General features: G+C 49.6%; 27 protein-coding genes. 21 read left to right on the top strand and 6 right to left on the bottom strand.

Annotated elements, in window-relative coordinates; genetic code table 11:
- Positions 1-151 precede the first annotated feature (151 nt).
- The 12 genes from leuS (at position 152) to lipA (ending at position 12,948) form a co-directional block, all read left to right on the top strand.
- On the top strand, positions 152-2,728 hold the full coding sequence (gene leuS / locus MD588_RS23710) for a leucine--tRNA ligase (RefSeq protein WP_265700324.1): 2,577 nt from the start codon (positions 152-154) through the stop codon (positions 2,726-2,728).
- A 138-nt stretch (positions 2,729-2,866) separates the two neighbouring features.
- On the top strand, positions 2,867-3,541 hold the full coding sequence (locus MD588_RS23705) for an LPS-assembly lipoprotein LptE (RefSeq protein ID WP_265700323.1): 675 nt from the start codon (positions 2,867-2,869) through the stop codon (positions 3,539-3,541).
- Positions 3,538-4,569, top strand: coding sequence for a DNA polymerase III subunit delta (gene holA / locus MD588_RS23700; protein WP_265700321.1), 1,032 nt, complete (start codon positions 3,538-3,540; stop codon positions 4,567-4,569). Before MD588_RS23705 ends, holA begins: the two co-directional genes overlap by 4 nt.
- A 185-nt stretch (positions 4,570-4,754) precedes the next feature.
- Positions 4,755-5,072, top strand: a complete 318-nt coding sequence (gene rsfS, locus MD588_RS23695) for a ribosome silencing factor (protein WP_160657480.1) — start codon at positions 4,755-4,757, stop codon at positions 5,070-5,072.
- A 6-nt stretch (positions 5,073-5,078) separates the two neighbouring features.
- On the top strand, positions 5,079-5,549 hold the full coding sequence (gene rlmH, locus MD588_RS23690; protein ID WP_265700320.1) for a 23S rRNA (pseudouridine(1915)-N(3))-methyltransferase RlmH: 471 nt from the start codon (positions 5,079-5,081) through the stop codon (positions 5,547-5,549).
- Between the two features lie 6 nt (positions 5,550-5,555).
- Complete coding sequence (gene mrdA / locus MD588_RS23685) at positions 5,556-7,511, top strand: penicillin-binding protein 2 (RefSeq protein WP_265700319.1); 1,956 nt, start codon at positions 5,556-5,558, stop codon at positions 7,509-7,511.
- A complete protein-coding gene (gene rodA / locus MD588_RS23680; protein WP_265700318.1) occupies positions 7,508-8,629 on the top strand; it encodes a rod shape-determining protein RodA in 1,122 nt (373 codons plus the stop codon). The genes mrdA and rodA overlap by 4 nt, the downstream gene beginning before the upstream one ends.
- Positions 8,630-9,436 carry a septal ring lytic transglycosylase RlpA family protein gene (locus MD588_RS23675; protein WP_265700316.1) on the top strand — a complete coding sequence of 269 codons (807 nt, stop codon included), beginning with the start codon at positions 8,630-8,632 and terminating at the stop codon, positions 9,434-9,436.
- A 161-nt stretch (positions 9,437-9,597) separates the two neighbouring features.
- Positions 9,598-10,773 carry a serine hydrolase gene (locus MD588_RS23670; protein WP_265700315.1) on the top strand — a complete coding sequence of 392 codons (1,176 nt, stop codon included), beginning with the start codon at positions 9,598-9,600 and terminating at the stop codon, positions 10,771-10,773.
- Between the two features lie 161 nt (positions 10,774-10,934).
- Complete coding sequence (ybeD, locus tag MD588_RS23665; RefSeq protein WP_128786360.1) at positions 10,935-11,210, top strand: DUF493 family protein YbeD; 276 nt, start codon at positions 10,935-10,937, stop codon at positions 11,208-11,210.
- 110 nt (positions 11,211-11,320) lie between these two features.
- Positions 11,321-11,980: a lipoyl(octanoyl) transferase LipB gene (gene lipB, locus MD588_RS23660; protein WP_407676611.1), complete on the top strand. Its 660-nt coding sequence runs from the start codon at positions 11,321-11,323 to the stop codon at positions 11,978-11,980.
- Complete coding sequence (gene lipA / locus MD588_RS23655; RefSeq protein WP_265700313.1) at positions 11,980-12,948, top strand: lipoyl synthase; 969 nt, start codon at positions 11,980-11,982, stop codon at positions 12,946-12,948. Before lipB ends, lipA begins: the two co-directional genes overlap by 1 nt.
- Before the next feature lie 120 nt (positions 12,949-13,068).
- Here lipA and bamC read toward each other — a convergent pair whose 3' ends face one another.
- Complete coding sequence (bamC, locus tag MD588_RS23650; RefSeq protein ID WP_265700312.1) at positions 13,069-14,097, bottom strand: outer membrane protein assembly factor BamC; 1,029 nt, start codon at positions 14,095-14,097, stop codon at positions 13,069-13,071.
- A gap of 30 nt (positions 14,098-14,127) precedes the next feature.
- A complete protein-coding gene (gene dapA / locus MD588_RS23645) occupies positions 14,128-15,009 on the bottom strand; it encodes a 4-hydroxy-tetrahydrodipicolinate synthase (protein WP_265700311.1) in 882 nt (293 codons plus the stop codon).
- Positions 15,010-15,311: 302 nt separating this feature from the next.
- On the opposite strand from dapA, the gene MD588_RS23640 reads away from it, so the two are divergent.
- A complete protein-coding gene (locus MD588_RS23640; protein WP_265700310.1) occupies positions 15,312-15,851 on the top strand; it encodes an ACT domain-containing protein in 540 nt (179 codons plus the stop codon).
- A gap of 11 nt (positions 15,852-15,862) precedes the next feature.
- The gene (gene bcp / locus MD588_RS23635) at positions 15,863-16,333 is read left to right on the top strand and encodes a thioredoxin-dependent thiol peroxidase (protein ID WP_265700309.1); all 471 of its coding nucleotides are present in this window, start codon (positions 15,863-15,865) and stop codon (positions 16,331-16,333) included.
- Positions 16,334-16,389: 56 nt separating this feature from the next.
- Here the strand turns inward: bcp and MD588_RS23630 are convergent, their stop codons facing one another.
- Positions 16,390-17,178 carry a DUF4198 domain-containing protein gene (locus tag MD588_RS23630; protein ID WP_265700308.1) on the bottom strand — a complete coding sequence of 263 codons (789 nt, stop codon included), beginning with the start codon at positions 17,176-17,178 and terminating at the stop codon, positions 16,390-16,392.
- A 46-nt stretch (positions 17,179-17,224) separates the two neighbouring features.
- Positions 17,225-17,539, bottom strand: coding sequence for a hypothetical protein (locus MD588_RS23625; protein ID WP_265700307.1), 315 nt, complete (start codon positions 17,537-17,539; stop codon positions 17,225-17,227).
- A 259-nt stretch (positions 17,540-17,798) separates the two neighbouring features.
- Here MD588_RS23625 and MD588_RS23620 point away from each other — a divergent pair, with 259 nt between their 5' ends.
- The 3 genes from MD588_RS23620 to MD588_RS23610 are packed head-to-tail and all read left to right on the top strand — an operon-like array spanning position 17,799 to position 20,870.
- Complete coding sequence (locus MD588_RS23620) at positions 17,799-18,041, top strand: FeoA family protein (protein ID WP_265700305.1); 243 nt, start codon at positions 17,799-17,801, stop codon at positions 18,039-18,041.
- 22 nt (positions 18,042-18,063) lie between these two features.
- The gene (gene feoB, locus MD588_RS23615) at positions 18,064-20,601 is read left to right on the top strand and encodes a ferrous iron transport protein B (RefSeq protein WP_265700304.1); all 2,538 of its coding nucleotides are present in this window, start codon (positions 18,064-18,066) and stop codon (positions 20,599-20,601) included.
- Complete coding sequence (locus MD588_RS23610; protein ID WP_265700303.1) at positions 20,601-20,870, top strand: hypothetical protein; 270 nt, start codon at positions 20,601-20,603, stop codon at positions 20,868-20,870. Before feoB ends, MD588_RS23610 begins: the two co-directional genes overlap by 1 nt.
- Before the next feature lie 92 nt (positions 20,871-20,962).
- Here MD588_RS23610 and MD588_RS23605 read toward each other — a convergent pair whose 3' ends face one another.
- Both MD588_RS23605 and MD588_RS23600 read right to left on the bottom strand, forming a co-directional pair.
- A complete protein-coding gene (locus tag MD588_RS23605; RefSeq protein ID WP_265700301.1) occupies positions 20,963-22,039 on the bottom strand; it encodes an AI-2E family transporter in 1,077 nt (358 codons plus the stop codon).
- Between the two features lie 7 nt (positions 22,040-22,046).
- A complete protein-coding gene (locus MD588_RS23600) occupies positions 22,047-22,274 on the bottom strand; it encodes a sulfurtransferase TusA family protein (protein ID WP_265700335.1) in 228 nt (75 codons plus the stop codon).
- A 187-nt stretch (positions 22,275-22,461) separates the two neighbouring features.
- On the opposite strand from MD588_RS23600, the gene bepA reads away from it, so the two are divergent.
- The 4 genes from bepA to MD588_RS23580 all read left to right on the top strand — a co-directional run bounded on the left by bepA (position 22,462) and on the right by MD588_RS23580 (position 25,523).
- Positions 22,462-23,916 carry a beta-barrel assembly-enhancing protease gene (gene bepA / locus MD588_RS23595; protein WP_265700300.1) on the top strand — a complete coding sequence of 485 codons (1,455 nt, stop codon included), beginning with the start codon at positions 22,462-22,464 and terminating at the stop codon, positions 23,914-23,916.
- Positions 23,917-24,050: 134 nt separating this feature from the next.
- Positions 24,051-24,401, top strand: coding sequence for an arsenate reductase (glutaredoxin) (gene arsC, locus MD588_RS23590; protein ID WP_265700299.1), 351 nt, complete (start codon positions 24,051-24,053; stop codon positions 24,399-24,401).
- A complete protein-coding gene (wrbA, locus tag MD588_RS23585) occupies positions 24,401-25,006 on the top strand; it encodes an NAD(P)H:quinone oxidoreductase (protein WP_265700298.1) in 606 nt (201 codons plus the stop codon). The genes arsC and wrbA overlap by 1 nt, the downstream gene beginning before the upstream one ends.
- A 70-nt stretch (positions 25,007-25,076) precedes the next feature.
- A complete protein-coding gene (locus MD588_RS23580; protein WP_265700297.1) occupies positions 25,077-25,523 on the top strand; it encodes a DUF2069 domain-containing protein in 447 nt (148 codons plus the stop codon).
- The last annotated feature ends 47 nt before the right edge of the window (positions 25,524-25,570 follow it).

Here is a 25,570-nt window from a genome sequence, read left to right as displayed (position 1 = left end):
TGACTGGCATTAACTCCAACAATAGAGACAAGAACTAACAATTACTCTCCGAATTGGCCTCAGCTATTGTTGACACCTCTACCTTTAGTTATTCTATGTCGATTATATTGAATGTGTTTGTACTCAACTCACAAAATCCTGGATGTCATCGATGCAAGAACAATATCGCCCACAGGACATTGAACAGAAAGTTCAAGAACACTGGGACAACAACAAGACCTTTGTTGTAAGTGAAGACCCTAATAAAGAAAAATTCTACTGTCTCTCCATGTTCCCGTACCCAAGCGGTCGACTGCACATGGGCCACGTTCGTAACTACACCATCGGTGATGTTGTTTCTCGTTACCAGCGTCTGCAAGGCAAGAATGTTATGCAACCAATCGGTTGGGATGCATTTGGCCTGCCAGCAGAAAACGCTGCGGTTAAAAACAACACCGCACCAGCGCCATGGACTTATGAAAACATCGAGTACATGAAGAACCAGCTTAAATCACTAGGCTTGGGTTACGACTGGAACCGTGAATTCGCAACATGTACCCCTGAGTACTACCGTTGGGAACAAGAGTTTTTCACTAAGCTGTACAACAAAGGCTTGGTTTACAAGAAAACCTCTTCAGTAAACTGGTGCCCTAACGACCAAACTGTACTGGCTAACGAGCAGGTAGAAGATGGTTGCTGCTGGCGCTGTGATACCCCGGTAGAGCAAAAAGAGATTCCACAGTGGTTCATCAAAATCACTGAATACGCACAAGAGCTACTAGACGATCTAGACAACCTGGACGGCTGGCCTGAAATGGTTAAAACCATGCAGCGCAACTGGATCGGCCGCTCTGAAGGTGTTGAGCTGTCTTTTAACGTTGAAGGTCAAGACGCACCGCTGGAAGTCTACACAACTCGCCCTGATACCCTGATGGGTGTTACGTACGTGGGGATTGCCGCGGGTCATCCTCTGGCTGAACTGGCGGCTCAGAACAACACTGAGCTAGCAGCATTTGTCGAAGAATGTAAGAACACCAAAGTTGCTGAAGCAGAACTCGCAACCATGGAAAAGAAAGGCATGGCAACAGGCCTATACGCGATTCACCCGCTAAACGGCCGTCGCGTTCCTGTCTTCGTGGCTAACTTTGTCCTGATGGATTACGGCACAGGTGCGGTAATGGCGGTACCAGCCCACGATCAGCGTGACTTCGAATTTGCGACCAAATACAGCCTGGACATCGTTCCGGTTATCAAACCAGAAGACGGCAGCGAGCTTGACGTATCAGAAGCGGCTTACACCGAAAAAGGTGTCCTGTTCGATTCTGGCGAATTTGACGGTCTAGACTTCCAAGCGGCGTTCGATGCAATTGCAGCGAAACTAGAAGCAGAAGGCAAAGGTAAGAAGACCGTAAACTTCCGTCTACGTGACTGGGGGGTTTCCCGTCAGCGTTACTGGGGTGCACCAATCCCAATGGTAACAACTGAAGACGGTGAGGTTCACCCGGTACCGGCTGACCAACTACCAGTTATCCTGCCGGAAGACGTGGTAATGGACGGCGTAACAAGTCCAATCAAAGCGGATAAAGAGTGGGCGAAAACTACCTTTAACGGTGAGCCGGCACTACGCGAAACAGATACCTTTGATACTTTCATGGAATCGTCTTGGTACTACGCGCGTTACTGTTCTCCACAAGCGGATGACATCCTAGACCCAGAAAAAGCGAACTACTGGCTACCAGTAGACCAGTACATCGGTGGTATCGAGCACGCTTGTATGCACCTGCTGTACTCGCGCTTCTTCCACAAGTTGCTACGTGACGCAGGTTACGTGACCTCTGACGAGCCGTTTAAGCAACTGCTATGTCAAGGTATGGTACTGGCTGATGCTTTCTACCACACTAACGACAAAGGTACCAAAGAGTGGATTGCGCCGACAGACGTTGAAATCGAGCGCGACAGCAAAGGCCGTATCGAAAAAGCAGTTGATAACCAAGGCCGTGACGTAACGCACTCAGGCATGATCAAAATGTCTAAGTCGAAAAACAACGGTATCGACCCACAAGAGATGGTAGACAAGTACGGTGCTGATACCGTTCGTCTATTCATGATGTTTGCATCACCTGCAGACATGACGCTTGAGTGGCAAGAGTCTGGTGTTGAAGGCGCGAACCGCTTCCTGAAACGTGTATGGAAACTGGTTAACGAGCACGCAACCAAAGGTGCTACAGAAGCTGTAGATGTTGCTGCACTGTCTTCAGATCAGAAAGCACTTCGTCGTGACGTTCACAAAACCATTGCGAAAGTAAGCGATGATATCGGCCGTCGTCAGACGTTCAATACCGCGATTGCTGCTATCATGGAACTGATGAACAAGCTAGCGAAAGCCTCTCAAGAATCTGCACAAGACCGTGCGCTGCTTGATGAAGCACTAAAAGCTATCGTTCGTATGCTTTACCCAATGACTCCACACATCTGTTTCGAAATGTGGGAAGCGCTAGGTGAGAGCAACATCGACCAAGCTGTATGGCCTGAAGCTGATGCAAAAGCATTGGTTGAAGATGAGAAACTGATCATTGTTCAGGTAAACGGCAAGCTACGAGCCAAACTGACCGTTGCGGCTGATGCAACCAAAGAACAAGTTGAAGAACTTGGCTTAAACGATGAGAACGTAACTAAGTTCACCGACGGTAAGACAGTGCGTAAAGTGATCTACGTTCCTGGTAAATTGCTGAACATTGTCGCGAACTAAAGCAGTTTATTAGTGCCTAACCCATGGTTCCCGTTCACGGGGACCATGGCTGGCTCTCTACCGGTCCACCCTATCCTTTAGCCGGCTCAACAACGTTGACCGGTCAGTTTTCACTTACTTTTTCATGGAGCAGACTCGGTGAAAGCTTTCTTTTCCTTAAAAAGCACTATCCGAACCCTCTTTGTTGCAGTAATGGCCTTGGCCACTGCTTCTTGTGGTTTCCACCTCCGCGGTAACTACATGTTACCTGACGATATCGCCAAACTCTCCCTGACCAGCTTTGACCGCTACGGCCAGTTGACCCGTCTGGTTGAGTCCCAGTTCAAAATGCACGGTATCGAGTCCGTACCGCCATCAGCCAAAGTACCTAACCTGCACCTGATCAGTGAATCAACAGGGAAGCGTACCCTATCACTTTACCAAAATAGCCGGGCAGCCGAGTATGAACTAACATACTCAGTGCGCTACAGCATTGTGGTACCAGATAAAGGCGCCCAGACCTATACCACCAAAGTAAACCGCACCTTTCTCGATAACCCATTAACCGCGCTAGCAAAGTCGGTTGAACGCGACATGATCGAAGATGAGATGCGCCAGCAGGCCTCCCGCCAGATCATGCGCCAGCTAGCTCGCCTAACGGCAGTCTTCGACAAAATGGAAGAGGAAAAGCTAGAGGCCGAATTAGATGCCATGATGGAAGATAGTGCGAATGCCCTATCTGAAACGACTGTTACCACCGAGGCCGAAGGTGATACGCAGGCAGGGAATGCCCTGTTTGCAGACGAGACAACCCCGAGTAACAAAACAGAATGAGAATCTACCCGGAACAACTGGCGCAGCAGTTAAACAAGGGGCTGCGTCAAGCCTACCTTCTGTTTGGCAACGAACCGCTGCTAAAGCAAGAATGCAGCACTCAAATCAGGCAAGCCGCCGAAAAAGCCGGGTTTGATGAACGCCACGCCTTTACCATTGACGCCCAGCTAGAATGGAACCAGGTACTTGACTGCTGCCAGGCCATGAGCCTGTTCTCCTCGCGCCAGCTCATCGAGCTTGAAGTACCGGAATCAGGCCTCAATGCCAACCAGGCAAAAGCCCTGCAAGAAGTGATAGCGATCCTGCACAGTGACATTTTGCTGCTGATTCACGGACCGCGTCTGAACAAGAAGCAAGAAAGTACCAAATGGTTTAAGGCCCTTGCCGATCTCGGACTGTATGTCCCTTGTAACACCCCAGATGCCCGTCATTTACCACGCTTTATCCAAGGCCGTTGCCAGCAGCTGGGCCTCCAGCCCGATCATGAATCGGTGCTAATGCTGGCCCAGTGGCATGAAGGCAACTTACTGGCTCTGGCGCAGAGCCTGCAAAAGCTCACCCTGCTCTATCCAGACGGCACACTGACCGTGGTCCGTCTCGAAGAAGCCCTGAGCCGCCATAACCATTACACCCCGTTCCAGCTGGTCGATGCGGTACTTGCCGGGCAAAGCAAACGTAGCCAACGGGTATTGCGCCAACTAGAAGGGGAAGGCATCGAAGCCGTTATCCTGCTGCGTACCCTGCAGCGCGAGCTGAGCCAACTGTACAAAATGCAGGAGATGGGCAGCAAGGGCACGCCGCTGAACATTATCTTTGAACAGTTCAGGGTCTGGCAGAGCCGTCGAGAAATCTATATCGGCGCGCTACACCGCCTGCCTCTCAGTACGTTAATCCAGCTGTTGCAGCAACTAGCAGCCCTCGAAATCAGGGTAAAAACAGACTTTGACTATCAGCCCTGGCCGGCGCTCTCTGCCCTGTGTGCTGAAATGTGTGGCGTACAAACCCATACCATGGCGCAACATTTTTAGGCAACCGCGCCTCACGGAACGAGGCAGATTGAATAGCTGGTCATTATTCAGATTGCTATTGATGTAAAATTACTGCCAACTTGTATCGAACAAGGTTGAGCATGGTATACTGCGCCGCTAAATTGTGACTCAGGTCGATCTGAGACTGAAACTATTACACCAATCACTCAAATGAGGGGATTCCTTTGCAGGTTCAAGAACTACACGATTTTATTGTTGATAAAGTTGACGATATTAAAGCCCAAGACATTGTGACTCTAGACGTACGCGGTAAGTCGAGCATCACAGAGTTTATGGTTGTGTGTACCGGCACATCTAACCGCCATGTAGCCTCGATTGCGGATCACGTAAACAAAGAATCAAAGCTGATCGATTTCCCTCCGTTTGGGATCAGCGGTGAAGACGACGGCGAGTGGGTTGTAGTGGATATGGGTAGCGTAATGCTGCATATCATGCAGGAAGACGCTCGCAACCTGTATCAACTGGAGAAGCTTTGGGGCTAATTGACGATGAAGCTTCAACTGATTGCTGTTGGCAACAAAATGCCCAAATGGATTGAGGAAGGTTATAAAGAATATAGCCGCCGCTTTCCGAAAGACATGCCGCTGGAACTGATTGAAATCCCGGCAGGTAAACGCGGTAAGAATGCCGATATTGCCCGTATTCTACAAAAAGAAGGCGAAGCAATGCTGGCAGCCGTGCCGAAAGGTAACCGTATTGTCACTCTGGATATTCCGGGCAAACGCTGGGATACCGAGCAACTGGCTGAACAACTGGAAAGCTGGAAGCTGGACGGGCGTGATGTATCGATCCTGATCGGTGGCCCGGAAGGGCTGGCTCCGGCCTGTAAAGCAGCAGCAGATCAAAGCTGGTCGTTGTCTCCCCTGACGCTACCCCATCCTCTGGTACGGGTGGTGATGGCTGAAAGCCTTTACCGCGCCTGGAGCATTACGGCTAACCACCCTTATCACAGAGAATAATTGCCAATGAGACAAAAGCGAACCCAGATCCGCGACCATCGCGCTGAGTCGGCGCTGTTTTTCCGCCGGGCTCTTGTCTCATTTATCGGCATTATCGTGCTGGTAGGCTTGCTGTTGACTAACCTGTATCACATTCAGGTTAGCCAGCACGAAGACTACCAGACACGATCCAACGATAACCGGATCAAAGTTGTTCCTGTCGCCCCGAACCGCGGCCTGATCTATGATCGTAACGGCATCTTGCTGGCCGAAAACCGTCCGGTTTATTCACTCGAGATCACCACCGAAAAAGTCGCCGATCTTGAGGACACCTTTGTCCGGCTAAAAGACTTGATGGGGGTCTCGGACGAGAATATCGACAGATTCCGTAAAGAGCGCCGTCGTACCCGCAGGTTCAAATCAGTCCCAATCCTGAATCAGCTGTCTGAACAGCAAGTTGCGCTGTTTTCGGTCAACCAGCATCAATTTCCGGGTGTCGAGGTCAAAGCCTACCTAAAACGCTATTATCCCTACGGCGAAGCCTTAACCCACGTATTAGGCTATGTGGCAAAAATTAATGACCGCGATCTCCAGCGTCTAGAGCGCGAAGAAAAAATCAATAACTACAAAGCGACTCGCGATATCGGAAAGCTGGGAATCGAAAAATATTACGAGGATTTACTGCACGGAACCTCCGGCTACCAGGAGGTCGAGGTCAACAGCCGCGGCCGGATCATTCGTACCCTGAAGTATGTTCCGCCGATCCCGGGCAAGGATATCCGCCTAAACCTGGATATCGAGCTACAGTTGTATGTCAAAGAGTTACTGACCGTACGCGAGCAGGACCCTGAAACCGGAGAGGAACTCATCAAGCATAAACGCGGTTCAGTCGTCGTGCTCGATCCTCGGGACTCTTCGGTACTCGCGATGGTTTCCAGCCCGAGCTATGATCCCAACCTCTTTGTGCATGGTATTTCCGGTAAAAAATACCGCGAGCTACTGAACGACAAAGACCGCCCATTGGTTAACCGTGTCACACTCGGTATCTACCCGCCCGCGTCTACCGTAAAACCGATGATCGCCGTTGCGGCACTAAGCGAAGGGGTGATCACTCCTCGTACAACCCGTAACGATCCGGGGTACTGGAAGATCCCGAACTCCAATAGCCGTCCTTTCCGTGACTGGAAACGATGGGGACATGGCAAGGTCAATATCCATAAGGCGATTGAAGAGTCCGTCGATACCTTCTTCTATCAGGTTGCCTATGATCTTGGCATCGACCGGCTGTCTGACTGGATGACTCGTTTTGGCTACGGTGATTATACCGGTATTGATATCCATGAAGAGAGCAAGGCCAATATGCCGACCCGGGAATGGAAGCAGGCGCGTTTCCGCCAGCCGTGGTATCAGGGCGATACCATACCGGTCGGGATCGGCCAGGGATACTGGACAGCCACGCCACTCCAAATCGCCAAAGCGACAACAGTACTGGTCAATAACGGCGTTGTTCGTCCACCACACCTGCTCAAAGACATCTTGGATGACGAAACCGCAGTACCGGCCAAATTTGACGAATACCCGCCAATAGTCGGCGTTGATCAAAATGATTGGGACATTGCCAAAGACGGTATGTACCGGGTACTGTTCGGTACTCTTGGTACGGCCCGCCGTGCCTTCTATGGTGCCCAGTACAAAGCCGGTGGTAAATCTGGTTCGGCTCAGGTCTTCGGGCTGGCAGAAGACCAGAAATACAATGCGGAAGAGCTGGAAGAACATCTGCGTGACCACGCGTTATTTACCGCCTTCGCTCCATATGAGAAACCGGAAGTGGTGGTATCAATGGTATTGGAGAATGCCGGTGGTGGCTCTTCTAACGGTGGCCCGGTCGCCAGAAAGATCTTTGACCATATGTTGCTCAAACCCAAGCAGCCGGATCAATCGAAAACAACCACCAATGCCAAGTTAGCCGAGGTAAGCCGATGAGTGTCATGGCCGCAACAGGGAAAAAAAGAACCCTCAGTGATCGCCTACATCTCGATATGCCGCTATTGCTGGGTATTTTAACACTGATGGGCTTTGCCCTGATGGTGATGTACAGTGCCAGCGGCCAGAGCCTGCCGATGATGGAGCGCCAAGCCGTACGCATGTGCCTGTCGCTGGGTGTCATGTTTATACTGGCACAAATAGCCCCTCGCCACTACGAGAACTGGGCACCTTACCTGTTCGGGATTGGTCTGTTGCTACTGCTCGGGGTATTGTTTTTCGGCGAGGCCTCCAAAGGGGCGCAGCGCTGGCTGAATTTCGGCTTTGTCCGTTTCCAACCCTCGGAGCTGATCAAGCTGGCGGTCCCCTTGATGGTCGCCCGCTTCATCGGAAACCAGCCACTACCACCTAGTTTCCGTAATATTGTTATTGCGCTGGTCATGATTTTTGTTCCGACCATCCTGATCGCCAAGCAACCGGATCTCGGTACCTCGATCCTGATTGCTGCTTCTGGGGTATTTGTGCTGTTTCTGTCCGGGATCAGCTGGCGGATCATCGGAGCCGCCGGGGTTCTGGTGGGTGCCTTCATACCTGTTTTATGGCTGTTCCTGATGCGCGATTACCAGCGCACCCGGGTACTGACTCTGTTCAACCCCGAATCTGATCCACTCGGTGCCGGCTACCATATTATTCAGTCCAAGATTGCCATTGGCTCTGGCGGCATGATGGGTAAAGGCTGGATGCAGGGTACCCAGTCACAGCTGGAGTTTTTGCCGGAGCGTCATACCGACTTTATCTTCGCAGTCATTGCGGAAGAATGGGGGCTGATCGGCGTGATCTGCCTGCTGGCTATCTACTTGTTTATCATTGGGCGAGGCTTGTTGCTCGCCAGTCGTGCCCAGACCGCCTTCGGCCGCATGATGGCAGGCAGTATTGTCCTGAGCTTCTTTGTTTATATCTTTGTAAATATCGGTATGGTGAGCGGCCTGTTACCGGTAGTAGGAGTCCCCCTACCTCTGGTAAGTTACGGCGGTACTTCCATGGTCACCCTAATGGCTGGCTTCGGGATCCTGATGTCTATTCACACTCACAGAAAAATGTTGTCTAAGGCGACCTAAATGCGCGTATACCCTATTGCACTTTTGTTATTACTGGCTGGCTGTAGCTCAACACCGAGCAATGAGCGATACGATATTGCCGACGATGTCGCCCCCGAATCATCGCCAACCCTGGATCATATTGAAGACGCCCAGCCTCGCTATGAATCCAAAAGCCTGGCAGGCAACAAAGATTACACGCTGCGCGGCCAGGACTATACCATCGTTGACGGCAAGGCCGAGTTCAGTGAAGAAGGCTACGCCTCTTGGTACGGCAAGAAATTTCACGGCCATAAAACCTCAAACGGTGAAATTTACGATATGTACTCCATGACGGCAGCTCACAAGACCCTGCCACTCCCGAGCTATGTCAGAGTGACCAATACCAATAATGGCAAGACGGCAATTGTCCGGGTCAACGATCGAGGGCCGTTTCACGAAGGTCGTATCATCGATCTGAGCATGGCGGCGGCAACAAAACTGGATGTGATCAAGCACGGCACAGCCCCGGTAAAAATCGAACTCATCCGTGTCCCTAAGCCGGATTCTCTCGACGAGTGGCAAAGTGCCAACCCGCACTACTACTTCGTTCAGTTGGCTGCCGTCACCAATGAGGAAAAAGCCCAGCAGATCGCCAAGCAGCTGGAGCAAGACTTTGCCACCCAGGTTGATCTGAAAAAAGCAGAGTCTGCCGAAGTTTACCGCCTGCGCCTGGGGCCTTATCTAGACCGAGACGAGGCAATTATCCAGCGCGATAAGGCCAAAACCAGGCTTTATCCGCAGGCATTTATCATCACCTCGCAACGCGAGTTGGAACCAAAGCAATAATATAGACTCTATCTAACTCTGGCTTACGCATACTTTATGTCAAAAAATATCAAGAATCCCAAACAAGCCCTGCTTCGGCTGCGGCAAAACTGGTTCTAAGTTTTCAATCTGATATAGTGTGTGAAGTTTTTTTGCAATCGACAAATTAAGTTACAACTATCATGAAGAAATCTGCTGCACTTATTCGTTCTGTAGCTGTATCAGCGACTATGCTAGCTTCAGCTTCTGTCGCAGCTGCACCAGCTGTAGTACCTGAAGCCCCTCAGATTGCTGCTAAGGGCTACGTATTAATGGATTACCATTCCGGCAAAATCTTGGCCGGAAACAAAGAATACGATCAAATCCCGCCAGCTAGCCTGACCAAGATGATGACCAGCTACGTTATTGGTCAAGAAGTCAACCGCGGCAATATCTCGATGGATGACACGGTCGTGATCAGTAAAAATGCCTGGGCAAAGAACTTCCCTGGCTCATCGAAAATGTTCATTGAAGTCGGTAGCGAGGTAAAAGTTGCTGATCTGAATCGCGGTATCATTATTCAGTCTGGTAACGATGCCTGTGTGGCAATGGCAGAACACGTGGCAGGTTCGGAAGAGTCTTTTGTCGATCTCATGAATGCCTGGGCAAAGACACTGGGCATGGATTCTACCCACTTTGCCAACGTGCATGGCCTGGACAACCCGCGCCTGCTAACAACGCCTTACGATATGGCGCTTCTGGCACAGGGCCTGATCCGCGATGTTCCTGATGAGTTCGCAATCTACAAAGAGAAGTCGTTTACCTACAACGGTATCACTCAGTACAACCGTAACAGCCTACTTTGGGATAAAAGCCTCAACGTTGACGGCCTGAAAACAGGGCATACCAACAATGCCGGTTACAGCCTGGTAAGTACTGCAACGGAAGGCAAAATGCGCCTGATCTCGGTTGTTATGGGTACCAAGAACCCGAACGCCCGTAAAGCTGAAAGCAAGAAGCTGCTGAACTACGGCTTCCGCTTCTTCGAAACAGTCTCGCCACACAAAGCCAATGAAACCTTTGTCACCGAAAAGGTATGGATGGGTGACACCGATGAAGTCTCTCTAGGTGTGAGCGAAGATACCTTTGTTACCCTGCCTCGCGGCCAGACCAAAGATCTGAAAGCCAGCTTTGTGCTAGAAAAAGAGCTGAAGGCGCCTATCGCCAAAGGTGATGTAGTCGGTAAGCTTTACTACCGTGTCGGCGAAGAAGACATCGCCGAGTACCCGTTGCTGGCATTGAACGATGTTAATGAAGGTGGTCTGTTCAGTCGCTTAATTGATTACATTATGTTGCTATTTAAAGGCTGGTTAAGCTAATCCAGCTTACTGAAAACCAATAAAAAGAGGCAACCTGTGTTGCCTCTTTTTTTATCGGCCAACAACCGACACTACCGTCACATGCTTGTTTTATAGCGGATGACACATTAATATGCTCTGCAAAACACAGTAATACTGAATGCAAAACACTGGAGTTCAGAATGCAACAGCAAGAACAACCAAAACTAAAAGATCTACTAGAGTTCCCTTGTAAATTCGCTTACAAGGTGATGGGTTACAATAAACCTGAACTACCGGATCTGGTTGTTGAAGTCATTCAGCGTCACGCCCCTGGCGATTACACGCCGACGGTCAAACCGAGCGGTAAAGGGACTTACAGTGCTGTTTCTGTTTCTATTACAGCAACATCAATTGAACAGGTAGAGACGCTTTATAAAGAGTTGGGCGAAATTGATATTGTTCGCGTGGTACTTTAATTCCACTCGCGTTAATTCCCCTACAAAATGGCGGCTGAAAATTCAGCCGCCGAGTTTTATAATGCACCCATAGCGTGGTGTCATTAATTCAGGCTTAGCCTGGTGACAATATGGGTGTTAAGTTGCAAAAGAAAATTATCATTCGAAACCTTGGCCGCCGGGACTACGAACCGACCTGGCAGGCCATGCACGAATTCACAGATCAACGCTGTTCAGAAACCACAGACGAAGTCTGGTTGGTTGAACACAATCCCGTGTTTACCCAAGGTCAGGCAGGTAAAGCCGAGCACCTGCTCAATACTGGCGATATACCTGTGGTACAAAGCGACCGTGGCGGCCAGGTGACCTATCATGGTCCCGGTCAACAGGTAGCATACATTCTGATTGATCTGCGACGTATTAAGCTTGGTGTGCGTGAACTGGTCACCCACATCGAAAATACGGTAATAAACACTCTTTCCCAGTTTGGGATCGAGTCCAATGCCCGCCCAGATGCACCGGGTGTGTATGTCGACGGTCAGAAGATATGCTCACTAGGTCTACGTATCAGGCGTGGTTGCTCTTTTCATGGTCTGGCACTCAATATCAACATGGACCTGGCGCCATTTTTGCGCATTAACCCATGCGGCTATCAGGGGATGGAAATGACCCAGTTAGCATCAATTAATGGCCCATCTGAACTGGCAGAAGTTCAGCCTGTACTTATAGAAGAGCTAGTCAAACTGCTCGATTATCAGAGCGTTGAGTGGATAACGGAAAGCAATTCATAATGAGCAAACCAATTAAAATCGAACAAGGTGTCAAATACCGTGATGCCGATAAAATGGCGCTGATCCCTGTCCGTAGCGTGACAGAAGAAGCACCGAAGGAAGTATTACGTAAGCCAGAATGGATGAAAATCAAACTTCCATCTGACAGTAAGCGCATCCAGGACATTAAGTCAGCGATGCGCAAAAACAAGCTTCATTCTGTGTGCGAGGAAGCATCTTGCCCTAACCTGGCAGAGTGTTTTAACCACGGTACTGCAACCTTTATGATTCTGGGTGCTATCTGTACTCGCCGTTGCCCATTCTGCGACGTTGCCCACGGTCGTCCTCTGCCACCGAATGCCGAGGAGCCAACTCAGCTGGCCAAGACTATCGCAGATATGAAACTACGCTATGTTGTAGTGACCTCTGTGGACCGTGATGATCTTCGCGACGGCGGTGCTCAGCACTTTGCGGATTGTACCCGCGAAATCCGAGCAAAAAGCCCGGAGATCAAGATTGAAACACTGGTACCGGACTTCCGCGGTCGTATGGACCGTGCGCTAGAAATCCTACGTGATAGTCCGCCAGATGTGTTCAACCACAACCTTGAAACGGCCCCTCGCCTGTACCGTAAGGCGCGCCCGGGAGCAAATTACCAGTGGTCACTCGACCTGCTGAAAAAATTCAAGGAAATGCATCCTGAAGTACCGACTAAATCGGGCTTAATGATGGGTCTGGGTGAAACCAAAGAAGAAATTATCGAAGTACTGAAAGATCTGCGTGCCCATGGTGTCACCATGCTGACCCTAGGCCAGTACCTAGCCCCAAGCCGACACCACCTGCCGGTTGAGCGCTACGTACCGCCTGCAGAGTTTGATGAACTGAAGGAAATCGCACTGGAGCTGGGCTTCACCCATGCTGCCTGTGGCCCGTTTGTCCGCTCTTCCTACCACGCCGATATGCAGGCGCAAGGTGAAGAAGTGAAATAAGCTTATTGCTGAAGCGAGAGCATTCAATGACTCTCGCTTTTTGCAAAGCTGAGATAGAAAAAACCGCTGCGGCCTGGCCGGAGCGGTTTTTTTATAACTGCGAGTTCGACACCAATGGGCTTAGCTGTTATTGGCGCGATCAATCGCCGCAGCAAATACCGGAGCCAGACTCTTCAGCGCATCTTCGGTTACAGGCTTACCGTCAGTATCTGTCACGTTGATCGACGTGCGGTTGCCCAGATCGCCCAGCTGCAGATTATAGGTACGGTTATCAAGTTGAATTGGTTTGGTACCCAGCTCAGTCCAAAATTCATCATCCGGTGACTTAAACTTCACCTCAACAACACCTTGTGAGCGATTACGCCCTTCAACGCTAAAGCCAAGCTGACCCAGCAGACTCGGTAAGCGTTCCCAGAATATATTGTAAGGTGCGCGGGCAATAATTACCGGTAGGCCGCTACGATCCTGTCCCATAGAAATCGGGATCTGCTTAACCAGCTCTTGGGCACGTAGTCTCGCTTGCTCACGCTCTTGCTGATCATAACGTGCCGTGACCAGGTTGGTCATCAAAATACTGTAACGCTCTTTGTTAATCGCCGTGACAGGTTTTTCTACCCCGCCTTCACGCCAATCAATCAAAGTGATCTGATAAGTGTTACGGCTTGGATCGGATGACTTTTCGATGCGATAGCGGTTGCTAATCTCGCTTTCCTCATCCTCATTCGTCCAACTGATCCAGTCGGTCTCAATGGCATCGGCAGATTGTGTTTGAATCTGAATATTACGTTCAGCGATTAAGCGCTGAGTAAGAAGCCATACTTTGGTCAACTCTTCTGGCTTCGCCAGTACCAATGTGACGCCATCGCTACTTTTCACCGAACGCGCGCCCGGGATCAAGGCCAGAACCTGCTGGGGCGGACGAATGTCCACAGCGGAACCTAACTCACCAGAAAAAGCCTGGTCAGGAATCACATAGTCATTCACCTGAGAGGCCTGTGCGCCACTTGGTAAAGTCCATGACTCCAATGGCTTGGTTTCAAGATAAGTAAAGTCCTGATTTGCCTGGCGGCGACGCTCTGCACCACCAGAACAACCAGCCAATGTGGCAACCATGACAGCTGTTACCACCAGCCTGTATTTATAATTCATTAAGCTTCCGCGCTCCTACGCTCTAGCAAATTACAGCAGCACATTGGCATCCTTAAGAGCCTCTGCTACCACTGGTTGTGCAGACTCACTCAACTCAGTCAGTGGCAGGCGCAACTGTCCACACTTAATCAGACCAAGTTGATGTGCGGCCCACTTAACCGGAATTGGATTTGATTCAACAAACAATTTCTTATGCAGCGGCATCAATCGTTCGTTAATTTCTTTTGCCGCTTCGAACTGACCAGCAAGTGCCAGCTTAAACATGGTTGCCATATCCGCCGCAGCCACATTAGCCGTTACCGAAATAACCCCATGACCTCCAGCGGCAACAAAATCTAGCCCGCTAGCATCATCACCGCTTAGTTGGATGAAGTCTTCGCCACAAAGTTCCCGCGTTTTTTGTACTCGTGACAAATCAGCGGTTGCATCTTTAATACCGACAATATTGTCAATCTTAGCAAGACGGGCAACAGTTTCCGGCAACAAGTCAACGGCTGTGCGCCCTGGTACATTATAAAGAATCTGAGGCAAATCCGTCGCTTCGGCAATCGCTTTATAATGCTGGTATAAACCTTCCTGAGTCGGCTTATTGTAGTAAGGCGTTACACTCAAACAACCCGCAACACCTGTGCCCGAGAAAAGTTTACTGAAGGTGATGGCTTCATGGGTTGCATTCGCACCGGTTCCAGCAATAACCGGAACACGGCCCTTGGCAAATTCTAAGGTCTTCAGAACCACCTTCACATGCTCATCAACTGTTAATGTTGCCGATTCACCCGTGGTTCCTACTGCCACAATTGCATCAGTCCCTGCCGCAATGTGGTATTCCACTAATGATGCCAGACTTGCATAATCAACTTCTCCGGCTTCATCTAGCGGTGTAACTAGCGCTACCATGCTTCCTGAAAACATGTCCATCTCCCCTTAAAAATGAATACCAAGCAGTGCCATTATCTATGCAGATAGTGATGCTGCTTGGAATATCCATGGTACTTTTCAGTTACAGTAAACTCAAGACAGGAGTATGTAAATCAGTGAAGTAAAACCAATCAGATAGTTGGTACTAATCGATTATTTATTCCCTTTTCATAGAATATCATTCTAAAACCTATCCGCGGTCCTATTTTGATACTGCAATGACCGTCCATAAATAGCTTGGTTTACAATGACTGTGCTACCATGCAAATGATAATAACAATCCGATGTGTGTAAATATGGAACATTATCTAGTAATCACAGCCGTAGGAACGGACCGACCTGGCATCTCTGACGAGCTTACGCGCCTGATCAGTCAGTGTGACTGTAATATCGTTGATAGCCGTCTTGCAATTTTCGGCAAAGAATTCACCCTAATCATGCTGCTTTCTGGTAATGCTAATGCCATTTCCCGAGTGGAATCAACATTACCACTGAAGGCACAAGAGCATGATCTGCTGACGGTTATGAAACGTACCTCTAAACATGAGTACCGCTTTTTCCCTTACACCGCTGACTTTCATATCGAAGCCGACGACAGCCCGGGGCTCATAGAGCAATTCACCCACTTTTTTGCCACTCGGCAAATCGATATTGCTTCGTTAAGTGCTCACACCCACGAAGCAGACAATGGTAACAGCCCAAACCGTTTTCAGTTACAGATCAGTACCAACCTGCCTGAAGGCTGTAACTTAATGACTTTACAAGAAGAATATGAGGCACTGTGCCAGGATTTACTGGTCTCTGGCAACGTGACCTTCATCGGCCATAATCAATAAGGAAACTCCATATGAAGACTTTGACCGCCGGTACGCCAGCGCCAGCCTTCACCTTACTCAACCAAGACAACCAGCCGGTCAGCCTGGCAGACTTCAAAGGTAAGAAGGTACTTGCTTACTTTTATCCGAAGGCCATGACGCCGGGTTGTACGGTTCAGGCCTGTGGCCTGCGTGACAGCAAAGCAGAATTAGATGATCTCAATGTCGAAGTACTCGGTATCAGTATCGATGCAGTAAAACGCCTGCCTAAATTTATCGAGCGTGACAACCTGAATTTCACGCTGCTTTCTGATGAGGACCATGCTGTCGCCGAGCAGTTCGGCGTATGGGGCGAGAAGAAGTTTATGGGTAAGATCTATGACGGCCTACACCGCATCAGCTTTTTAATCAATGAAGAAGGTGTGATTGAGCATGTCTTCAATAAGTTCAAAACCAAGGATCATCATGATGTTGTTTTGAGCTACCTTAAAGAAAACTCGTAGCCTCTAGAGTTACCCCCCTGTATCTTTTACACAGGGGGGATTTATAGTCAGAAGAACTACAGTTCCTGAGCATTCACCCAGATAACGGCATCTTGAGACAACTCTTTACCTTTATGCTCGGTTACCGGGCCTGACCCCAAACAAGCAAAGCCCCAAACCCCGGCTTTAGGGATACCGAAAGTAAATTCGCCATCCTGATCGGTGATTGCCACAATCGCAGTTTCAGGCGCTTCACGGTACGTTTTTTTACCAAACCCGTTACCTTTCATATCAATATCTGTATTGATGTATTCAATCTCACACTCGACACCTGGTGCGGGCTTGCCTTCACTCAATAACTGACCGCTAAACGTGCCGCCAGCAAAAACCTGGTAGGGCTTATTCAGCGGTACAATTTCGGTAGCAAGATCCAACGGCTGCTCCCAACCTGTTGGTAGGCCGCCTTTATTAACATATGACTTAGTGATCTGCTGGATATAAATGTCTTCACCTTTTTCATAATAAGGTGCCGGGACAACAGCAAAGACATAATCGCCGTTACGCTTCACTTTGTAGTCTGCCTGGTAAGCTTTTGCCGTATTCTCCGGGCCTGCCCAGCTAATTGACTTAAGCTTGTCCATCAAATCAATACGCTTATCTTTAAACTGAACAAAAAACTGCTCTGGTTTTTCCATGTCCATCACATGGCCATTCTCCATCGGATGACCGAATACCAGCTTCATGTCCATGTTCGTCGGTTTTTCCACAATCACATCTGGTGTATACACCAGCTGGAAGTGAGCATTTGCCGCACCAGATACCGCCAAAGCAGCAACACCAATGGATGTAAGAAGTGTTTTTTTCATTAATTTCAATCCTTTATACTTAGAGGTTTTACCTCATGACAGCGTATTATTCGGTAATATCTTCACTTGAAATTTCAACCAAGTGGCCCGGGCCAGCATTGAACTGTACCTTGTAGTCACCTTCTGGCTTGTTAAATTCGAACTCACTATCCCCGTTCATCTTGCCGTCTAGCAATTTATTGCCATTTGCATCAACAACAGCAAGCTCAACCCCTGCGGCAGAAGAGCCATCAGAGAAGCCCCCTTCACATAAAACGGTGCCATCACCATTGTCATAACAAGAACACAGTGGAGTATGAGCCAAACTTGTCAGCGGCATCATGGATAACATGAGTGCGAACGAAAGCTGTTTTTTATTCATGTAGTAACCTGACCTTCTATTGTTATCGGTGCTTATTGCCACCAATAAAGTAAGGATGAATAAGCAGCACAGTGAATACAAAAAGCAAGATACCATTCATGGAAATGAGAATCCTTCGTATTCACATGTTTATTGAGCCAAATCAAAAATAATGATAACAGTTATCATTTAACTTGAAAGTCATTGAATTACAAGGGTAATATTTTTCAGTATTCCACTCTGTATATATTCCTTTTTAGCATTTTATGAGTATCCATCTATGACGCTGAACGATATCCCACCCAATCAAACCGTTGTTGTTCACCGTCATCTCGCAACCGGTATGATCAGACAACGCCTGATGGATTTAGGCATCATGCCGCAAGCCGTCGTCACGATGGTCAGAAGCGCACCGCTCGGTGATCCAATCGAAATCAAAATTGATAACACACATGTCTCACTGCGCCGTACCGAAGCCGCTGGTATTGAAGTAACAACAATCGCTTCCCCAGAAGTGCGTTAATGCCGGAGAAAGGACCGTAAAAATGACAGACAAAACGCCATTGGTTGCCCTTTGTGGTCAACAAAATGCTGGTAAATCCACACTTTTCAACCTACTTACTGGTGCCAGGCAGCACATTGCTAACTACCCGGGTGTCACCGTTGACAAAAAATATGGCTATTTTCGTTACCAGAGCCAGTCTTATCAGGCGGTTGATCTACCGGGCACCTACAGCCTGTCGTCTTTTTCTCTCGAAGAGCGGGTAGCCCGTGATTTCCTCAGCGCGGAACACCCCGATCTGGTTATCAATGTGGTTGATGCAGTGAACCTGAAGCGCTCACTGCACTTAACGGTGCAGTTACTGGAAATGGAATGCCCGACGGTACTGGCATTAAACATGAAAGATGTGGCTGACAAACAAGGGATTGTGATAGATATCGAAGAACTCAGCCAGTGCCTGTCGATCCCGGTTGTTACTACGGTTGGACGCAAGGGGGAAGGACGCCGGGCGCTGTGTGACATTATTGAAGCCAATACGATCAAGGCAGCATCGAAACCAACGGTCCGGAGCGATAAACTGCCACACTACCCAGCCTTGTCAGGTGCCATGGCTGTCCTTGAGTCAGCGCTGACACCCTTGGCGACCAAGCTTACCGAGCCACCACTGCACTGGTTCCAGTTCAAGTTACTTGAAAATGATAAGCAAATTTTCGGCAAGCTTGCAGATCTCCTGTCCAAAGACGAGCTGGCAACCTTGCGTGAAGTCGTAAGCAAGCAACGCAGCGACTTCGAACAGCAAAACAACACCAGTATCAATGACTATATTGCGGCGCAACGGGAGGCCTTTATTCAGTCACTGATCTGTACTACAGTAACCACCACACCAAGGCAGGGGCCAACCCTATCGCAGCGCATTGACAGGCTCGTTCTGAACCGATTCTTGGCCCCGATATTTCTGGTTCTGACGGTCTTTATGATTTACCAGCTAGCAATCGTCCAGGGCTATGAGCTAACCAACTACACCTGGCCATATCTGGCAAGCTTACGGGAATGGGTTGCCGGGCTATTGCCGGAAGCCGGTTTTTTGTTTGATCCGTACACCCGCTCTCTGGGTCTTTGGATTGTCGATTCTGCCAATACCTTGCTGAATTATGTCCCGATCTTCATGATCCTATTCGCCCTGATCGCCATTTTGGAAGACTCCGGCTATATGGCACGCATCGCCTTTGTGGTAGACAAAGTGCTGAACCGTTTCGGGCTGCATGGCCAGAGCACCCTGCCGTTGATCCTCAGCGGCGTCTTCGCCGGTGGCTGTGCCGTTCCGGGGATTATGGCAACCAAAGGTATTCCGGATCACCGGGCCAGAATGGCCACGATCCTCACCGTGCCGTTTATGAACTGCCTGGCAAAAGTGCCACTCTATACCCTACTGGTCGGAATCTTCTTCGAGCAAGACAAGGCGCTGATGATGTTCTACATCTCAACCATGACCATCATCGCCGCCTTGCTTGTCGCCAAGCTGCTATCAGTCACCGTGCTGCGCGGTGAGGAAAATGCACCGTTTGTCATCGAGTTGCCACGCTATAACCTGCCTACCGTACGGGCGGTACTGACACGTTCTATTGAACGCACTTGGATCTATATCAAGAAGGTGGGCACCATTGTGGTTGCCGTCTCTGTTGTGATTTTCACCCTGCTGCAATACCCCGGCTTGCCACAAGAGCGAGTGGCGTTCTACCAACAGCAATCTGAACAGGCGATCCATAAATTCAATAATACGATGAAAAACAACCCTTACCTTGAAATTGCCCAAGGTGAGCAATTAGTTTCACTAATGAATTACTACAATGACTACAAACGGGCCAAGCTAAACGCCAAAGGAGCCACCGCTTCCAAAGCCGTAGGCGAAATGTTTAAGCAGCGAAACCCGGAATACTTCCCGTTTGTTAAAGCACCGAAGGGGGATAAGCAGGCGAAAAAAGCCAATCGAGCATTGCGTAAATTGGCCAGTGCGCGTAAGTCGATCCGTAGAGAAATCAAGCAAGAACGCCTAAGCCACTCTTTCCTTGGCTCTATCGGTCGCTCGATGGAACCAGCCACCCGCTTTGCCGGCTTTGACTGGAAAATTAATGTCGCCCTGTTGTCATCATTTGCCGCACGAGAAAGTAGTGTGGCAACCCTTGGGGTGCTGTTTCAACAGGAAGATGACCAAAACAACAGCCTGGAACAGCGAATGGGCGATCAAAGCAACAACATCACCTCCCTGACTGCAGTCGCTATGATCCTGTTCTTCGCCCTATACCCGCCTTGCCTGGCAACCACCATCATGGTTAAGGTCCAGACCGGCCAATACCGCTGGATGCTATTGGCCCTATTGTTCCCAACCGCACTTGGCCTGGGCGTCGCCAGTACCACTTACACCCTTGGTATGATTTTGGGTATCTCCGGCATCGCCATGATGAGCGGAGTGTACTTTACCGGCTTGGCCCTATTGTTGATCGTCGGGCTATTCCCGGCTCTTAAGCGCAAAGCAGCGCCGGTAACAAACACCACCGCGCTGGGTAACCACGGAGCACACTGATGACAACCAAGACTGCAACGACTTTGCCGGCGATGCCGAACTTAACTCCAACTACCGACTGGATAGATATCGTCGTTGTCAGTCTGGTGATCTTTGCTGCCCTGGCCTATCTCTACCTGAAATGGTGGAAGAACAAAGGACGCTGCGGTGATTGCAACCGCTGCGGCAAAACCCTGCGCCAAACTCGATGCCAACAAATTGGGACAATAGCAACCCTCCGCCCACTCGATGATGAGGACAAGCAAGATCCCCATTCTCTGGAAAAATAGTCAACAGACCCTAGCAACGTAATACCTGAAACAAAAAATGCCAGTCGACTAACCGACTGGCATTTTTTCAAAAAGCTTAAAAGCCTGATTGATTACTCTGTAATTTGCTCTTCATCATCAGGTCCGCTGGATGGTAAGGCATTCCAAACGGCCTTAACCAGAGTAGCCAATGGAATAGCAAAGAACACGCCCCAGAATCCCCATAGGCCACCGAATACCAGCACCGCAACAATGATTGCTACCGGATGAAGATTAACGGCCTCAGAGAACAGGATCGGAACCAATACGTTACCGTCCAGAGCCTGGATAATGCCGTATGCAACCAGCAGCCACCAGAAATCAGGGCTGATCCCCCACTGGAACAGACCGACCATCGCCACCGGCAGAGTCACCGCCGCCGCCCCGATATACGGGATCAGAACCGAGAAGCCCACCAGTACCCCGAGCAATACGGCATAGCGCAAATCCATCACCGCAAAGGTAATATAGCTAACAATACCGACAATGAAGATCTCAGTAACCTTGCCACGAATATAATTTGAAATCTGCTGATTCATCTCAACGCCGACTTTGCTGGTCAGACGACGGTTCTTTGGCATCAGGCCACTCAGGGTCGCCAGCATTTCCTCTTTATCCTTGAGCAGGAAGAACACCAATAAAGGCACCAGGATCAAGTACACGCCCAGTGTTGCCAGGCTTACCAGCGACGCCAGAGATCCTTTGACCACACTTTCTCCCATCCCCAGCACATTCTCCCGTAGGGTATTCATAAAGGTGCCAACCTGATGTGGCTGAACAAAGTCGGGATAACGTTCCGGCAGGCTGGAGACAAACTGCTGCAAGCCATTAAACATATTCGGTACATCGGCAATCAGGTTCCCGATCTGGTGCCAGATAGTCGGTACCAGGCCAAAGACCGCCATAACCATCAATCCGACAAAGAGCAACAGCACCAGCATCACCGATATTGAACGCGGCAGCCCTAGCTTGGTCAGCCTCATCACCGGCCACTCCAGTAGGTATGCCAGGACAATCGCTACCAGCAGCGGTGCGATCAGGTTGCCAAAAAAGTAAATGGTCAAGAAGCCGACTAACAGGATGGCAACAAGGCTCACGGCATGAGGGTCTGAAAATCTTCGCTGATACCAGCGATTTAGCATGTCCAGCATAAAATCTTTACTGCCTTTTGGTCACGGTAATTACGAGCTCAAGCTGACTATCAGCCTGCTCTTCAATATTAAACCCATTGTTTAACAGGTAGCGGGGAATATCTTGTCGGGCACCGGCATCAGAGATATGAATTCTCAGATACTGACCGAAACCGAGCTCTCTGGTCGCTCGTTTGGCCAATAAAAGTGCCATGGGGCAACGTTCTGAAGTCAAATTTAGCGATGTGATTTCCATTCCGGTATGCTGACAGTTAGTATCCATCAGAGTATTGTAAAGGACATCGGTGCGACAAAAAAGAAACCAGTTATTGGTTTCGTTGTCTTACTCTCTGTATGTTATACCTGTTCAGCAATGATTTAGCTAATCAGGCAGGTTCAAACAGGACAAAAACGAATATTTGAAAGGCGGTTGTATTATTAACATGTTTCGATTTGCTAAAGCGCCAACCTATCTCTTAATCAGTGCCTTATTAGGTTCGAGCTTTACCACTCAGGCTGATAACTTCAACACCCTGCCAGAAATAGGGACCACGGCAGCGTCAACATTGACGATTGAAAAGGAAATGGAATACGGCGATGCTTATATGCGGATGCTGCGTGCCAGTATGCCTGTGATTAGCGATCCGCTGCTATCGGAGTATGTCCAGGATCTTGGTCACCGACTGGTGGCCAATGCTGAGGATGTTCGCACCCCATTTAACTTTTTCATGATCCAAAACCGTGAAATCAATGCATTTGCTTTCTTTGGCGGTCATGTAGCTATTCACAGCGGGTTGTTTTTACACGCTAAAACAGAAAGTGAACTCGCCTCGGTTGTCGCTCACGAAATCGCCCACATCACCCAGCGCCACCTGGCGCGGAGTATGGAAGATCAAGCCAAGAAATCACCCGCGACCATGGCGGCTCTGATCGGCTCGTTAATGCTGGCGATTGCCTCTCCAGAGGCTGGCATGGCAGCAATCCATGCCACCACCGCGGCATCAGCACAAGGTCAGATCAACTACACCCGCAGCAACGAGAAAGAAGCAGACCGCATCGGTATCGCTACCCTGGCCAAGTCCGGCTTCGAAGTTCAGGCCATGCCGCGCTTCTTCGGCCGCCTTGCTGATCAGTACCGCTATGCCAGCACGCCACCCGCGATGCTGCTGACCCACCCCTTGCCGGAATCACGCATTGCAGATACCCGCAACCGCGCCAACCAGTTTCCTGCCAAACGGGTAAACACCTCTGAACGCTATCAATTAGCTCGAGCTCGCATTATTGCCCGTTATGCCGGTATCGAAAGCGAAGCAGCACTAGACTGGTTCAATCGCCAACTCAAAAAAGCCAATGCCAGCCAAAAAAGTGCTCTCAATTACGGTAAAGCACTGGTTTTCATTGACTCCGGTAAATACCAGCAAGCCCATGAACTGCTGGATCCGTTGCTAGTAGCTGAACCGAAAAACCGCTTCTATATCGATTCAGCCACCGATCTGGATCTGTATGAAAAAAATTATGACAAGGCCATCAAACGCCTTGAACAGGCTTTAACCGCCAACCCTAACCATAAGGTGCTTCGCTTGAACCTTGCGCATGCCCTTCAGGAGGCAGGCCGTAATGAAGAGAGTATCTCAATCCTAACGCGCTACACCTATGATAATCAAAATGATACCAACGGCTGGCATTTGCTGGCTCAGGCTTATGCCGATATTGGTCGTCGTGATGCCGAGCTGGCAGCCCGTGCCGAGCTAATGGCATTACGTGGGTTATGGGACAAAGCCATCCAGCATTACATCCAGGCCAGCCAACTGGTCGAGGTAGATTCACTGGATCAGGCACGTTACGATGCCCGGATTGACCAGCTGCGCCTTGCTCGCGCCCGCTTCGCAAATCTCTGATTCAGTTACTGACTTTCCTTTTCTTCCAGGTTGCAGTTCCTCTACAATAGGACTGCAACATTTATCCCCCCATTTTTTAACCTGGCAGCTCACCCAGGCAAGAGGAAATGGGCATAACATTATTTGGAGAAACCATGTCAGTTACTATCTATCACAACCCTCGCTGTTCAAAAAGCCGCCAGACCCTGGCTCTACTTGAAGAAAAAGGGATCACCCCAGACGTGATTAAATACCTCGAGCAAACACCGAATATCGAACAGCTTAAAACCCTGTTAAGCCAACTTGGTTATAGCTCTGCCCGCCAGATGATGCGTACCAAAGAAACCCTCTACAAAGAACTGGCACTAGGCGATGAGGCTGTTACCGAGCAACAGTTGTTTGAGGCAATGGCCGCCAACCCTAAGCTGATCGAGCGCCCAATCGTGGTGAAGGATGACAAGGCCGCTATGGGCCGTCCACCGGAGCAAGTGCTGGATATCCTGTAATGCATAAACTCCTGGTGCTCTACTACAGCCGTCACGGTAATACCCGCCAGCTTGCAAGGCATATTGCCCGCGGGATCGCACAAGTTACTGGCTGCGAAGCCTTGCTCCGAACGGTGGCGGATATCGGCCACCAGGGGGAGCAGGCCGAACTGCCTGCCGGTAGTGATCCCTGCGTGACCCATGAGGATCTGAAAAGTTGCTGCGGATTAGCAATGGGCAGCCCGGTTCGGTTTGGCAATATGGCCGCCCCGCTGAAGCACTTTATCGACAGTACCAGCGCCCAATGGCTCTCCGGTACCCTGATCGGCAAGCCGGCTTGCGTATTTACCTCTTCATCTTCCATGCACGGCGGCCAGGAAACCACCCTGCAGTCAATGATGTTGCCCCTATTGCACCACGGCATGCTGATTGTCGGCCTGCCATATTCTGAACCCCTGCTGCATACCACCCGCTCGGGCGGTACCCCATACGGGGCCTCGCACTTAAATCAAGGCCAGCATAAACAGCTAGATAGTGATGAGGCGGCACTGGCTCAGGCATTAGGAAAACGACTGGCTGAAACAGCGATAAAGCTTTCATTAAAGAGTAGCGATGGCCTTCGGTGAGTGGCTAGGTAGCCTCCAGCAACAGGGATAAGACATTTAGTTAAACGGGTAATCAGGTAAGGATAACCATATGACAGAGATGAGTAAGTCGACTCAGAATCTTCGTTACTCCGCATTAATTGCCAACCTATCTTTAATTTTTTGGGTTGGCTTATGGCAAAGCACCCTTTCCCCTCACCCTCACCTCAATAATCTTGTGGTCGCCGGGATGTGGGTTTTACCCATGCTATTACCGTTAAAAGGGATCCTCGAAGCTAAACCTTATACCCATGCATGGGCTAACTTCATTCTGATGTTCTACTTCCTTCACGCCCTAACCATCCTCTGGGTTGATGGCGGTGAGCGTCTATTGGCGTTGGTTGAACTGGGATTGGCATCCAGCGCATTTGTCGCCAATATTCTCTTTGCTCGAAAAAGAGGCAGAGAATTAGGTATCAAGCTGAAAAAGCTGTCTCAGGTCGAGAAAGAAGAAAGGGAAGCACACGAGAAAGACAGGAAAGAGAAAGGCGGGAAATAGTGAAGTAAACAAAAAATGCGGTGGAGGGATCCACCGCATTCTCTCAA

It is taken from the genome of Photobacterium obscurum (genome assembly GCF_026191635.1).
Lineage (GTDB): Bacteria > Pseudomonadota > Gammaproteobacteria > Enterobacterales > Vibrionaceae > Photobacterium > Photobacterium obscurum.
The sequence above is the reverse complement of the archived record's forward strand: the minus strand, read 5'-3'. Positions and strand labels throughout refer to the sequence as shown.